Origin of the sequence: Paraburkholderia sp. PREW-6R (genome assembly GCF_039621805.1) — a bacterium.
Taxonomy (GTDB): domain Bacteria; phylum Pseudomonadota; class Gammaproteobacteria; order Burkholderiales; family Burkholderiaceae; genus Paraburkholderia.
Genome location: NZ_CP155075.1, coordinates 966,096 through 979,380, shown reverse-complemented (window position 1 = coordinate 979,380; position 13,285 = coordinate 966,096). Strand labels below are relative to the sequence as shown.

Genomic DNA, 13,285 nt, shown 5'->3' with positions numbered 1-13,285 from the left:
ATCATGGATGACACGCTTGCTTCTCTGTCTGCCGTCGATGCACGCAGGCTCATCGCCACACGCGAAATCTCGCCGGTGGAACTGCTCGAAGCGAGCATTGCTCGCATCGAAGCCATCAACCCTTCAGTCAACGCAATGGCCGCGACATGTTTCGAGCGCGCGCGCATCGAAGCGCGGCATGCGGAACATATGCTTGCGCGCGGTGAAACCCCGGGCTTGCTGCATGGTCTGCCTGTCGGCGTGAAGGATCTCGAAGAGACCGCGGGCGTGCTCACGACGTACGGCTCGGCCATGTATCGGGACCACGTTCCGGAGGCCGACAACGCGATGGTCGCGCGCATTCGCGCGGCAGGCGCCATTGTCACGGCGAAAACGAACACGCCGGAAATGGGCGCGGGCGCGAACACGCGCAACGTGGTGTGGGGCGCGACCGGCAATCCCTTCGCGCCGATGCTCAACGCGGGAGGATCGTCGGGCGGATCGGCCGTAGCGCTTGCCACCGGCATGTTGCCGCTGTGCACAGGTTCGGACACCGGCGGCTCGTTGCGCATCCCGGCGGCGTATTGCGGTGTGGTGGGCTTTCGGCCATCGCCGGGACTCGTGCCTGGTGATCGCAAGGACCTGGGCTGGGCGCCCATTACCGTCAGTGGACCGATGGCGCGTACTGTTGCCGACACGCGCCTGCTGCTCGCCGCGCAAGCCGGCTTCGATGCGCGCGATCCGCTCTCCTACGAAGTCGATGCCAATACCTTCACGAAGCATCGGCCGATTGATCCCGGCACATTGCGCATCGGCGTCACGGAGGACTTCGGCACCTGCGCGCTCGACGACGCCACGCGGGCCACCTTTCGCGCCAGGATGGCAGCCGTCGCCCGGCATGTTGCCGTGTGCGAGCCGGTCGATATCGACATGCAGGACAGCGACCGCTGCTTCGACGTGATCCGTGCGCAGAGCTTCGTCGCGCAGTTCCGCGAAGCCTACGAGCGCGATCCGTCGTTGCTCGGTCCAAACACACGCGCGAACTACGAAATGGGCGTGAAGATGACGCTCGCTGATGTTGTCGGCGCGCACGTTACGCAGACCCGTTTGTATCGCCGCTTTCAGGCGCATCTGCAACGATATGACGTGATCGTTTCGCCGACCACGTCCATTACGCCGTTTCCGTGGTCGCAATGGCATCTGGAAGCAATCAACGGCCGCCCGCTCGATACATACTATCGCTGGCTCGGCTTGACCTACGTCATCTCGATGATGACCAATCCTTCGCTCTCGCTGCCTTGCGGAACCGATCATGCCGGCATGCCCTTCGGTCTGCAACTGGTCGGTGCGCTGCGTGGCGACGCGCGCTTGCTCGATATCGCCGAAGCACTCGAAACCGCGTTTGCCCGCGACGTGTCGCTTGCGCGTCCGACGCCTGACTTGAGCGCATTGCGCGCGCCCGTACCGGCATTGAAGTCGATTGTCACGCATCCGCCTGTTGTCGTCGTCTGAACGTGTCGGCGATTCATCCTGACGACTGCGTAGCCGACCCCGCTGGCGGTGCGATGACGTGGCTGCCATTGAGCAACCAGGCCAGGATCCGGGCGCGGCGCCGGCGCATTTGATCTGCGCCGGAACCGCACGCTCTCTCAATGAGCCTATAACGGCAGTTCGGTCGTCCGGCGGCGTGGCCTGGCCGGATCAGGCCGTGCGCACGGCAGGAATTCGCCACGTCCAGCGTCGCCGCAAGGCTTTTCGCCGTCCCACACGACGTCGCCGCGCGACATCGTCAGCGCGGGCCACGCGCTCAGATGCATGCCTTCATACGGCGTGTAATCGACGTTGTGATGCAACTTCCTGTTTTCAACATGAAACGTGCGGCTCTCGTCCCAGATGACGAGGTCGGCGTCCGCGCCAATCGCGATGCTGCCCTTGCGCGGATAGAGACCGTAGAGCTTCGCCGCGTTGGTCGCAGTCAGCGCAACGAAGCTTTGCGGCGTGATGCGGCCAGTGCGTACGCCTTCGGACCATAGCAAGGCCATACGCGTTTCGACGCCGGGAATGCCGTTGGCGATCTTGTCGAACGAGACTGCTTCGCCATGCGCCTTCTTGCCGCCCGGGCCGTCATAACGGAACGGCGCGTGATCGGACGAGAACACTTCAAACGAACCGTTTTCGAGTCCGTCCCAGATCACCTGCTGGTTGGCCTTGTCCCGCGGAGGCGGACTGCAGATGCACTTCGCGCCTTCGAAACTGTCGTCGCAGCCGAGCGAATCAGCCGTCAGAAACAGATATTGCGGACAGGTCTCGCCGTACACCTTCAGACCCTGGCTTTGCGCCCAGCGGATCTGTTCGACCGCTTCGCGGCCCGACACGTGCACGATCAGGATCGGCACATCCACCAGCTCGGCGAACGCGATAGCCCGATGCGTTGCCTCGCGCTCGACCAGCATGGGCCGCGACGTCCCGTGATAACGCGGCGCGGTGTGACCGGCGGCGAGCAGCCGCTCGGTCAGCCATGCGATGCAATCGGCGTTTTCCGCATGGATCATCACCATCGCGCCTTCACGGCGTGCGACCGAAAGCGTGTCGAGCATCTCGCGGTCGCTTAGCTTGAGCGCGTCGTAGGTCATGTAGATCTTGAACGACGTGTAGCCTTCGGCGATCAGCGCGGGCAGCTCGTCGCGCAGGATCTCGGGCGTCGGGTCGGTCACGATCAGATGGAACGCGTAGTCGATCACCGGCTTCTTACCCGCGCGACGGTGGTAGTCGTCGATCGCTTCGCGCAGCGAATGGCCTTTCTGCTGGCAAGCGAAAGGAATCACGGTGGTGGTGCCCCCGCAGGCCGCGGACGTGGTGCCGGAGAGGAAGTCGTCGGCCATGATCGAGCCATCGCCGGTAGGCTGGTCGAAGTGAACATGGCTGTCGACGCCGCCCGGCGTCACATGCCGTCCGGCCGCGTCGATTTCGCGCGCACCGGCTTCGAGATGCGAGCCGAGCGCGACGATGCGGCCATCGCGAATGCCGATGTCGCTGCTGAAAATGTCCGCAGCCGTGACGACGCGGGCGTTGCGAATGACGGTATCGAAGGTTTGCATGTCAAATTTCCTGAACGAGTCGGCCCCACCCGGCGAGGCGGCGTGTATCGACGCCGCAGCGGCGCAGCATGTCCCACACGACGGTTGTGACGGTGTCGAACACCGGCACGCCGTGTTGCGCTTCCCAATGGGCAACGCGGTGCGCGGCGTAAAGATTGGTACAGAAGGTGGTCACCGCTTGCGCGCCGCGGCTTGCCACGTCGGCCACCTGCTGGTCGAGCGTCGCTTCGTCGACCAGCGCGAAGGCAAAGTTTTCCTGCAGATCCAGATGGCTTTCGCGGCTTGCATCGATGCCGAGCGCGGCGTAGTTCGCGACGATCTTCTGCTGCACGTCCGCGAGATACGGCGAGACAAGGCCGAGCCGGCGAATGCCGAAGGCCTCCAGCGCGCGGTTGAGCGCGAGCACGGAGGTGCTGGCGGCAATGCCGGTTGCTTCGCCGATCGCGGCGCACAGCGCTTCGTCCTGGTCAAAACCGAGCCAGCCGGCGGACGTGCCGCTCCAGCCGATCATGTCGACGCGGGCATCGGCGAGCAAACGCGCTGCATCGAGAATGCGTTCACGCTCGAATTGGCCGAGCGCGTCGGGACTCAGCGCGATTTGCGTGACGGAGAAGCGCGCGAAATGAACGCTGACTTCAGGCAACCCGGCGATCAGCGCCTGTGTCAGCGGTTCGAGCGAGGTATTGGATGAGGGCGTCAGAATGCCCAGACGGATGCGTCGGCTCATAAACGGATAGTGGTAGTAGAAAGCACCGCGCGTGCGATGTCACCCGGTACGCGCAGACGCGGGGATGACATGAGCCGATTGGCGCGTTCGAGCACGGCCGGGTAGGAAGAAAGAGGAGTCATGACGTTATTCGAACGTGGCGGGCAGACGCTCACGCGCCCAGTGACCTTATCCAGTGGTGGAAGTCGGCTTCCGCTTCGGTGAGATCGAAGCGCGGCACAAAGCCGGTATCGGCGAGGAGCCGCGCATTGTCCATCGATGCGCGGTCGTAGTCGGCGAAGTAGTCGATATTCGGCGCCTCGCCGCTCTCTGCGATGCGCCAGCGGAACGTCGGATAGCGCAGCGCGAGCCGTTCGCACCAGTCGGCAACGCTCCATTCGAAACCGGCCGCGAGGTTGTAGACGGGATGAGGCCAGTGCGGCGCTTCGAGTAGCGCAATGAGCGCCGCGACTGCGTCGCGCACGTAAAGCCAGTCGCGCCGCCCGGCGCGCGGCAGCAGGGCGACTTCGCCGCGCCGGGCTTTCGACAGCACCTGTAGCGGCGCGCTCAAGGTGTCGCGCACGCCCGAGTCGGCTTCCCACGGACCGAAGCAGGTACCGAGCCGACCGATGACGAGCGACACGCCGTGCAATGCGCCAAGACGCGTGGCGGCGTCTTCGGCGGCGCGTTTGGAGATGCCATAGAGGCCTTCGGGCAGCAACGGGGTGACGTCTTCGACGAGCGGGCGGAGCGCGCGCCCGCTCGCTCCGTACGTCGAGCCGGAACTGCCATGCAGGATGCGTGCGACGCCCGCTTCGGCCGCCGCGCTAATGGCAGCGAGCACACCGCCTACATTCACCTCGAAGATGGACTGCGGCGTTTGGCGTTCGCGCTGCGCATCCGCGGTGATTGCGGCCAGCGTGACGAGCCGCGAAGGCCGATGCATGCGCATCCCCTCACGCAACGCGTTGGCGTCGCGCACGTCGCCGGTCAGTGCAACGAAACGGCCTGGCAGCGCGGCGAACGCCTGCAACGCAGGTGCGCGCGGTGCGCTGCGATCGAAGCCGATCACGGTTTCGCCGCTGGCGAGCAGGCGCTCGGCAAGCGCGAGACCGATGAAGCCGCTGCTGCCGGTGATGAACGTGGTCATCTCAGGCAGGCTCCGGCACCGCTTCCGGGCGCAGCAGCGAAAGGATGTGGCGTTTGTAGTCGTTGAATTCGGCGCTGGTCGAATCGCGCGGGCGGTCGAGTTCGACCGGCAGCAATTCGCGAATGCGGCCCGGACGCGCCGACATTACCGCGACATGCGTCCCCAACGCGAGCGATTCGTCGATCCCGTGCGTGACGAACACGATCGTGCTGCGGCTCTCGCGCCAGATGCGGATCAGCTCCGTGTGCATGTCCATCCTGGTCTGCTCGTCGAGCGCGCCAAACGGCTCGTCCATCAGAATCACCTCCGGGTTCATCAGCAATGCGCGCGCTATTCCCACGCGTTGGTTCATGCCGCCGGAGAGTTCGCTCGGGAAGTGATTTTCGAAACCCTTGAGACCCACCATCTCGATGTAGCGCTGCGCGCGTTCGCGGCGGTCCGCCTTGGCGACGTTGCGCATCTTCAGATGGAACGCGACGTTTTCCCACACCGGCAGCCACGGCATCAGGTTGGCCTGCTGGAACACCACGCCGCGATCCGCGCCCGGTTCGGTGACGACCGAGCCACCGACACTCACCGTGCCCGACGAAGGCCTGTCGAAACCGGCGATCATGTTCAGCAGCGTGGACTTGCCACAGCCGCTCGGGCCGAGCAGACACAGGAATTCGTTGCGCTCGACCTTGAGGCTCACGTTGTCGAGCGCGGTGACCGCCTGCTTGCGCCTGGTGTCTTTGAACCGGCGGGAGACGTTGTCGATCGTAATGAGGGCCATGCTGTCAACCTTCCCTTGCTTGCAGAGTGGAACCGCGTTGCCAGCGCAGAATGCGCCCGCCGATGCGCTTGATCACGTAGTCGCTCAGGAACCCGAGCAGACCAATGCTGACCATCGACGCAATCACGATGTCATAGCGCAGGAAATAGTACGAATCCCACAACACATAGCCGACACCGCTTTTTACCGCGACCATCTCGGCCGTGACGGTCAGCATCCATGCGGAACCGATTGCGATGCGCAATCCCGAGAAGATGCTCGGCAAGGCGGCGGGAAAGACGATGTGACGCAACAACATCGACGACGTGCCTCCGGTCATCGCACCGGCGCGCAGCAGATTGCGGTCGCACGTTTTGACGCCGTGAATGGTACTGAGCAGCACCGGAAAGAACGATCCCATGAAAACCAGGAAGATCGCCGGTTTGTTGGCGATGCCGAACCAGATGATCGCGAGCGGGATCCACGAGACAGGGGGCACCGGGCGCAGCGTTTGCAACGTCGGCTCGACCAGCGATTCGATCGAGCGCGACCAGCCGATCGCCATGCCGATGGCGACGCCGAGCACCGTGGCTATGGCAAAGCCCGCGAACACGCGAGCGGAACTGGCCGCGATATCGAATAGCCAGCGGCCGGAGTAAGTCTGCGTGTTGCCGTCTGTGCTGAAAATCCAGTCGGCCCACGCGAGCACGACTTGCGACGGTGCCGGTAGCAACGCGGCGGGCAGGATGCCTGAGCGGGAAAACACCTCCCAACCGGCCAGCAGCAGCACCGGCACGATGCCACGCTCGATCCGCTTATAAAAACTTGAGGGCAACAGGGATGACATGATGCGGTTTCCGCTCAGTAACCGAGTTCGGTCTTGGGTTTGCCGGTCACCTTCTCGAGGAAGCTGTAGTCGAGATTTTTCTGTACGGCATCGCTGACATCCGAGTTCACGTACCTCAAGTCGTGCATCATCTTCGCAATCGACACGGCGGACGCGCGGTACATCTTGTAGTCCGGATACAGATTGTCGACCGCCCCGGCAGCGATGGTCTTGTCGAGCCCCGTCACCTTCTGGATCGTGTCGACGAAAAGCGGTTTGTTGGCGGCCATCAAGTCGTCCACCTTAACGATCGCGCGCACGGTTTCCAGCACGCCTTGCGGATTGCTCTCGATCACATCCGGGCGCGTGACGATGAGATTGGTCAGCTTGCCGGCTGCCTGGTCGTACGGAAACGCAAAGAATTTGGCCGCCTTGACCTCGCGGATTTGCGTGGCGAACGGCTCGACCGACGTGATCAGCTCGACTTCGCCACGGCGTAGCGCCTGTACGTGGTCCGAAGGGTTCGGAATGTTGACGAACTGCACATCCTTGTTGATGTCGATGCCGTGCGTGAGAAACGCGCCGCGCATGTGAATGTCCTGCGCGTTGCCGCGCGACGCGGCGACGCGAAACGGCTTGCCGTCTTTCTTGTATTGCATGATGAGTTTCTTCAGGCCGTCCCAGTCGCCCGGTTGCACCGGCAGATCGTTGGCGACCAGCACCTGCGAGCCGCCATTGATCTGGCCGGAGATGCCGACCACCTTGAAGCCCTTGTCGAGCGCGGTGACATAGTGCAGATAGGTGACCTGCGCGACATCGATGCTCTTCGAGAGCAGCGCAGTGAGCACGTCGTTGCCTGTGTTGAACGAGGTCGCCGTGAGTTTGACGCCGGTGGCGTACTGCGGGGTCAAAGACAAGGGCGTACAGTGCGCGCATTTGGCGTAGCCAAGATTGATCGGCTCGGCCTCCTTGGCGAGGCCGACCGCCGGCGCTAACGCGGTGGCAACCATGATGGGTGCGAGCAACACGCGGGCAGCGCGCTTCAGGGCAGCGAGAGACGGTCGGACAAATTGCATCAGAGGCACTCCGGTTTTGTCACAAAATAAAAATGGTTTGTGACAAACAAAGCAACTGCTGTGCCATTTTTATAAGCCGGCTGCGGGGAACGTTGAACGACGCTGCTGCAGAACGCCCGAGGCCATGTGTGACGGCGAATGTGGGCCATGCTGTGGAATTGGCCCAGTTTGTCGTCCCGGTGGCGGATGAATGCACGAGTGGCTACGCGTCTGTTCGGCCGGCACTGATTGAGTGCCTGACGAGTTCGTTGGCGGTGCCGGCGTCCGCTGATGGTGCGGAATCAAACAATTCCATTTCTCTTTGTCACAATCTAGAATGGCATTGACACAAAACCGCCGTTGGTCATTCGAGGAAGCCAGTGTGTTAACTGAGAAACTCTCCCCACGCTCGGGTAAGGCGCGGCCCGCCGCGCAGATCCTGGAAGCGGAAAGCCACTCCGATCCGATCTACGAGCGCATCCTCATGGCTGTCATGGAGCACCGGCTGATTCCGGGCACCAAGCTCGTCGAGGAGAAGCTTGCCAGCGTGTTCAAGGTGAACCGCACGCGCATCCGCAAGGTGCTGGCGCGGCTCACGCATGAAGGCATCGTCACTACGATCCCGAATCGCGGCGCGTACATCGCCAGTCCGTCCGTGCAGGACGCGCGCCATATCTTCCAGGCGCGGCGAATTCTGGAGCCCGCGCTGATCCGCAGCCTGGTTGAACGCGGCAGCGCTGAGGATTTCCGGCGCCTTCACGCGCATGTCGCCAAGGAGCGCGCGGCGCGCGAGAAAGGCGACAAGCATGCGGTGATTCGCCTGTCGGGTGAGTTTCATTTGCTGATCGCCGAAATGGTGGCAAGCCCGCCGCTCACCAAGCTGATGCGCGAACTTGCGTCGCTGACCTGTCTCATCATCCTGCTGTTCGATTCGCCGAATGTTCCGGCTTGTCCCAATCACGAGCACACGGAAATCGTGGGGCTCATGGAAAGGGGTGAACTGGAGGCGGCGATCGCGGCAGCGGTGGGTCACCTCGATCACATCGAGGCGACGCTGGATCTCTCCTTGCCTGAAGACACCGAGGTCGATCTGAACGCGATCTTCGGATGAACGCGCATCGCCTCGCTTTAAAACGCAGCAATTGAGACCCCCGACCGGAACCGTGATGAAACTACTGATCGTCAACCCGAACATCTCGTCGAGCGTCACGCACCTGATTGAAGCCGAAGCGCGCCGCGTCGCGTTAGCCGATACACAGATCGAGATGGCGACGGCGGCGAGCGGTGTCGCCTACATCGAGACCCGTTTCGAGGCGCTGTTGGGCGCGCACGCGGTTGCGCACATCGCCGGCGAGCGCAAGGGCGCCTACGACGCGCTGCTGGTCGCGGCGTTCGGCGACCCGGGCCTGCTCGAATTGCGCGAAGTGCTCGATGTGCCGGTCGTCGGCATGACCGAAGCGGCGCTGATGACCGCCGCGCAACTCGGTCAGCGGATCGGCATCATTGCGATTTCGCGGCGAATCACCGCCTGGTATCGGGAATGTGTGGACCGTTACGGCATGCTCGGCCGACTGGCCGGCATCCGCCATCTCGACCGGCCGCTTCGCGATCCCGGTATGGTCCAGGAAGATCACGGGGAGCATCTGATCGAATTGAGTCATCGGGCAGTGGAGGAAGATGGTGCCGACGTGCTGATTCTGGCGGGTGCGCCGCTAGCCGGATTGGCGCGCAGCGTGGCGGACCGGCTGCCGGTCCCGGTGCTCGACGGGGTATCGAGCGGAGTATGTCAGGCGCAGGCATTGACGCGGCTCGCCACCGCGCGCGCGAAAGCCGGCAGTTTCGCGAAGTTGCCGCCCAAGCCCAACGCCGGGCTATCAGGCGGGTTGGCCGCGTTGCTGATGAGGTGAATGAGCGACGCTGGCGCGCAAAACCCCGTTGAGAGGGTGCGATAGCCTCTGCTGCAACGCTCGCCATTCCTGACAAGGAGCCGCTCGCTCGACGGAGCGTTGCGCGGTCTGGCCACGCATTCAGGCACGAACAGTGATTGAACCAGCGGGGCATTGTCGTGGCGTTCGTCTCTGATTCGTGCAGGGTGGAACGTACAAAAGAATCAGAACGGCGTCGCAACGACTTCAACGAGCAGGGGCGAAGAGGTCAGGACCTACAACGGTAAGGGCGTATATAAAAGCCCGAGTGGCAGGAGATGCTATCGGACCGCTAATAGTCAGGGGTGCAATTTAATCATGAAGCTGCGCGCCGTTTTCGGGTGCTGATGTGCTCCTGCTTTTCTCGCGCGCAGCGAATCCCGTCGATAACAGACCGCCGACAGATCATCGGCTTTTATGCGACTGCGCCCTTCATTGAGCGTCGTAGTCGTGCACGACCGTGCCGAGGCCAAGTGTGAGATCTCACAGCATGTGCGCGGCCAATATTACTTCGATGAGATCGGCTGGACAGGGAAAAGAATGTACGTGCCCGTCATTTACTATTCTTTCGTTGCGGACTAGGATTAATTTGCCGTCCGACCTTATCCCGTTTAGGAAATTGTTACTGGCATTTTCGTTCGGCGGAAGGTGCCCAGATCCAGCCCCGCCATCTGCCACGCCAGCAATGCGCCGGACAAGCAGCACACAATAAAGATGACGACTCGGAAGTTTGCCCATGACGCAGGCTTGGAACGCGGACTTAAAAGCGGATCGCGAGCCTGAGTCTCCGGCCGGCCTGTCACATTGAGCGGCGACGACCATTTTCAAGGTCAAGAGGCTTTGCCTTTATCTGGAGTCCAAAGCGAGTTCTGGTCAGCCCATCTCGCGGTGCCGACCTTTGAGAGGCAGTTCGGCCATGAGCATTGTCATACCCGTCACCGTCGTGCTGGAAACGCTCGCCATTTCGTGGTTGCTGACGGTGCTCGCGTTACGTCGGCGGACGACCACATCGATCGCCAGGCATAAACCGCCACGTCTCCTGGCGCGTTGCGCCGCGTGCGTCATGCTCGGCCTGCGTGAGATGCGGGCGCGCTCATCGGACATGGTGAGAGAAACCCGTTCCATCCACTCGCTGGCGAAAGCGGGTTGGTCCCGAGACACGCGCGAGACATGCGCGGAGAACCCAGGCATAGCGGAAGCTTCAGGCGTGCCGGAAGAAGCCAGTCAGGAGGCGCCGACCGCCAGACATCCTATGACAGAGCGATTCCGTACGTTGGCTTCCACGAGAGTCGTTGAGCGCGAGCCTTATGTGGGTGATGGACCACCGGGCGACGTCGCGGCAGCTCAGCCCTTTACTGTCGAATTGCGGCGTGGTGAGCGTTACTTTCGCGACGCACTGGCGCTATTGCCGTTCGCGATTCTGATCCTGCGCGAGCATGGCTCAATCATGATGGTCAACCCGCAAACTGCGAAGTTGCTGGGCTATGAATGCGAGGAAATGATCGGGCAACCGGTCAAAATGCTGGTGCCTGACCTTCTTTTCGACTGCAACGCCCCCTCTGTTGCAGAAGCGCCCGCGTTACGGCAATCCCGCGGCGAGACGCCTTCGCGCGAATTGTTCGCGCGGCGCAAGGACGGCACGGAGTTTCCCGTGGAAGTGGGGTTGAGTGCATTTCGCTTTGACGACAATAACGTAACGCTCGCTTTCATCATCGACCGGACAGATCGTTATGAGTTACACCGCAACCGTCAGGAAGTTGCGCATCTGACGCGCGTGTCCACCATGGGCCAGCTGGCCTCATCACTGGCCCATGAGTTGAATCAGCCGCTTACCGCAATACTGAGCAACGTGCAGGCCGCGCAGCGGTTCATGGCCAACGATCCAATCGATCTGGGTGAGGTCCGGGAGATTCTGAATGACATCGTTCAGGATGACTTCCGCGCAAGCGAAGTGATCCGGCGCATTCGTGCAGTCGTCAAGAAAGGCGATCTGGATGTCGCCCCGCTTCACCTCCCAGGCGTGGTCCGTGATGTCATCCTTCTGGTGCACAGCGACGCGATTGTGCGCGGAATGAGCGTGACACTCGACATCGACGGCGATCTGCCACCCGTGCGTGGCGACAGGGTGCAACTGCAGCAGGTCTTTCTGAATCTTCTGCTTAATGCATTCGATGCGATGAGCAATCTACCGCCACTTGATCGTGTGGTTGCGCTCACGCTGCGGCCCGAGAATATTGGCATGGTCTGCATCGCTGTTCGCGATCGTGGACCCGGATTGACCTCCGACAAACTCGCCAAGATTTTCAAACCGTTCTATACGTCAAAACCCCAGGGACTCGGTTTGGGATTGTCGATTAGCCGCTCCATCATCGACATGCACCGTGGGCGACTCTGGGCCGAAAACAACATCGATCGAGGCGCGACGTTCTACGTCACCCTGCCCGCAGATGATACGACTGCGACGGTGCACGACGAGTTGCGATACTGCCCATGACAGATTCTGATTCACTCGTGTTCGTCGTCGACGACGACGATTCCGTGCGCCGTGCGCTGGCGCGCCTGATTCAGTCCGCCGGCTATCGGATAGAGACATTCGGCTCGGCACACGCATTCCTCGACAGGATGCGCGCTGATACCTGCCCTGCATGCCTGGTACTCGATATTCAATTGCCGGACCTGAGCGGTCTGGAACTGCAGCGCGAACTCCACGCAGCCTTGCCGATCATTTTTATCAGCGGCTATGGGGACATCCCGATGACCGTGAGAGCAATGAAGGCGGGCGCGACCGACTTCCTGCCAAAACCGGTGCGTGATACCGATCTGCTGGATGCGATCGGACAGGCCTTCGAGCGGCTGGCGCACACGTACTCGGCCCATCGCGAACTGAATGCAATCCGTGTGCGTCTCGGACGGCTCACACCTCGCGAGCGGGAGGTCATGGCGCTCGTCGTGACCGGTCGTCTGAACAAGCAGGTCGCCGATGATCTGGGTACTGGCGAAAAAACGATCAAGGCTCATCGTGCGCGCGTGATGGCGAAGATGGAAGTGACGTCGCTCGCGGAGCTGGTACGCGTCGTCGACAAGGCCGGTCTCGCGGGGACGGCCGATACCCACGCATCGCGCGAGGTGGCGACAGTCGCGCGCGAGCGGCAGTCCGGGCCGGCGCGCTAATCGCTCCTCGGGTGTCCACCCGGGACCAAGGTCCAATAGCGGCAAACCTGTCTGGCTCGTACGCTGTCGTATGGGGGTGCGCTCGCCCGTGCATTCCCCTGATACCGGGCAACTCACAATGGGACAACTCAACTCATTCGTTGTCGTCGTGGATGACGATGATTCGGTGAGCCGCGCGATCAGAAGACTGTTGCGGTCAATCGGAATTGCCGCCGAAACATTCGCAAGCGGCGACGCGTTCCTTGAGGTTCTGTCGTCCGTGCCGTCCTATCACCCCGACTGCGTGATTCTCGATGTGCAGATGCCCGGGCTGAACGGGCTGGAAGTCCAGCAGCGTCTGGCCGGCAGTGGCATCCCTGTCATTTTCATCACGGCCCATGACGACATTGGCGTACGCGAGCAGGCACTTGCGGCCGGCGCGGTCGCCTATCTGCGCAAACCGTTCAACGACGATCTGTTTATCAGGACGGTGCGCGCTGCTCTGGAAGGTGGGCGGGCGCCCTGACCGGTGCATCGGGGCGGCCGACACGGTATTGGACCAAAGTCCAATTGTTTTCACGGGACCCAAACACCACTATTCACTGTGTTGAGAAGAAGTCGGGCGCAAACAGATTGCATACCGTG

General features: G+C 62.1%; 12 protein-coding genes. 6 read left to right on the top strand and 6 right to left on the bottom strand.

Annotated features, from left to right (window positions below):
• Positions 1–3: 3 nt before the first annotated feature.
• Complete coding sequence (locus tag AAGS40_RS28980) at positions 4–1,491, top strand: amidase family protein (protein ID WP_345816995.1); 1,488 nt, start codon at positions 4–6, stop codon at positions 1,489–1,491.
• Between the two features lie 146 nt (positions 1,492–1,637).
• On the opposite strand, the gene hydA is transcribed toward AAGS40_RS28980, so the two are convergent.
• The 6 genes from hydA to AAGS40_RS28950 all read right to left on the bottom strand — a co-directional run bounded on the left by hydA (position 1,638) and on the right by AAGS40_RS28950 (position 7,586).
• Positions 1,638–3,077, bottom strand: a complete 1,440-nt coding sequence (hydA, locus tag AAGS40_RS28975; protein ID WP_345816994.1) for a dihydropyrimidinase — start codon at positions 3,075–3,077, stop codon at positions 1,638–1,640.
• A gap of 1 nt (position 3,078) precedes the next feature.
• Positions 3,079–3,804, bottom strand: a complete 726-nt coding sequence (locus tag AAGS40_RS28970; protein ID WP_345816993.1) for an Asp/Glu/hydantoin racemase — start codon at positions 3,802–3,804, stop codon at positions 3,079–3,081.
• A 151-nt stretch (positions 3,805–3,955) separates the two neighbouring features.
• Positions 3,956–4,933: an NAD(P)-dependent oxidoreductase gene (locus AAGS40_RS28965; RefSeq protein WP_345816992.1), complete on the bottom strand. Its 978-nt coding sequence runs from the start codon at positions 4,931–4,933 to the stop codon at positions 3,956–3,958.
• 1 nt (position 4,934) lies between these two features.
• A complete protein-coding gene (locus AAGS40_RS28960) occupies positions 4,935–5,705 on the bottom strand; it encodes an ABC transporter ATP-binding protein (protein WP_345816991.1) in 771 nt (256 codons plus the stop codon).
• Positions 5,706–5,709: 4 nt separating this feature from the next.
• Positions 5,710–6,531 carry an ABC transporter permease gene (locus tag AAGS40_RS28955; RefSeq protein WP_345816990.1) on the bottom strand — a complete coding sequence of 274 codons (822 nt, stop codon included), beginning with the start codon at positions 6,529–6,531 and terminating at the stop codon, positions 5,710–5,712.
• A 14-nt stretch (positions 6,532–6,545) separates the two neighbouring features.
• Positions 6,546–7,586, bottom strand: coding sequence for an ABC transporter substrate-binding protein (locus AAGS40_RS28950; protein WP_345816989.1), 1,041 nt, complete (start codon positions 7,584–7,586; stop codon positions 6,546–6,548).
• Positions 7,587–7,902: 316 nt separating this feature from the next.
• On the opposite strand from AAGS40_RS28950, the gene AAGS40_RS28945 reads away from it, so the two are divergent.
• The 5 genes from AAGS40_RS28945 (at position 7,903) to AAGS40_RS28925 (ending at position 13,166) form a co-directional block, all read left to right on the top strand.
• Complete coding sequence (locus AAGS40_RS28945) at positions 7,903–8,676, top strand: GntR family transcriptional regulator (protein WP_345816988.1); 774 nt, start codon at positions 7,903–7,905, stop codon at positions 8,674–8,676.
• A 55-nt stretch (positions 8,677–8,731) separates the two neighbouring features.
• Positions 8,732–9,472: an aspartate/glutamate racemase family protein gene (locus tag AAGS40_RS28940; RefSeq protein WP_345816987.1), complete on the top strand. Its 741-nt coding sequence runs from the start codon at positions 8,732–8,734 to the stop codon at positions 9,470–9,472.
• Between the two features lie 934 nt (positions 9,473–10,406).
• Positions 10,407–11,984 carry an ATP-binding protein gene (locus AAGS40_RS28935; protein ID WP_345816986.1) on the top strand — a complete coding sequence of 526 codons (1,578 nt, stop codon included), beginning with the start codon at positions 10,407–10,409 and terminating at the stop codon, positions 11,982–11,984.
• Positions 11,981–12,661 (top strand): response regulator, encoded by a 681-nt coding sequence (locus AAGS40_RS28930; RefSeq protein ID WP_345816985.1) that lies wholly within the window; start codon positions 11,981–11,983, stop codon positions 12,659–12,661. Before AAGS40_RS28935 ends, AAGS40_RS28930 begins: the two co-directional genes overlap by 4 nt.
• A 118-nt stretch (positions 12,662–12,779) precedes the next feature.
• Positions 12,780–13,166: a response regulator gene (locus tag AAGS40_RS28925; protein ID WP_345816984.1), complete on the top strand. Its 387-nt coding sequence runs from the start codon at positions 12,780–12,782 to the stop codon at positions 13,164–13,166.
• Positions 13,167–13,285: the final 119 nt, after the last annotated feature.